The organism is Ralstonia sp. VS2407, from assembly GCF_052950655.1.
Genome location: NZ_JBRFVG010000378.1, coordinates 1 through 434 on the forward strand (window position 1 = coordinate 1; position 434 = coordinate 434).

General features: G+C 67.7%; 2 protein-coding genes. One reads left to right on the forward strand and one right to left on the reverse strand.

Annotated features, from left to right (window positions below):
* On the forward strand, positions 1-254 hold a 254-nt coding region (locus tag ACU8YE_RS25555), incomplete at its 5' end, for a DUF190 domain-containing protein (protein WP_446930408.1).
* Positions 255-277: 23 nt separating this feature from the next.
* On the opposite strand, the gene ACU8YE_RS25560 is transcribed toward ACU8YE_RS25555, so the two are convergent.
* Positions 278-434, reverse strand: a 157-nt coding sequence (locus ACU8YE_RS25560; RefSeq protein ID WP_446930410.1) for a YggT family protein, incomplete at its 5' end; no start/stop codon positions are given.

Genomic DNA, 434 nt, shown 5'->3' on the forward strand with positions numbered 1-434 from the left:
TGGGCGGTTCCGCGTTTCGCGCGATGGCGGGGTTCGGCCAGCACCGGGTGCTGCACGAGGACCGTTTCTTCGAACTGCAAGGATCGCTCGCGATCGAGGTCGAATTCGTCGTCACGGAAGATGAGGCGAAGCGGCTCATCGAGCGCGTGTCGCGCGAGAAGGTGCGCGTGTGCTATGCGACGATTCCCGCGCGCCTCGGCGTGATCGACAATCTCGGCGACGGCGCGCCGGGCGCCGCGCCGCCCGCGGCATAGCGCGGGTGCCGCCGCCGGCCGGATCAGATGCCGAACAGCGTGAGCGACACCGCCGCGCGCGTGACGATCATGATCAGCACCTGAACGATCACGAACAGCAGGATCGGCGACAGATCGATGCCGCCCAGATTCGGGATCAGCCGGCGCAGCGGGTTCAGCAACGGCGCCGTCAGCTGATAC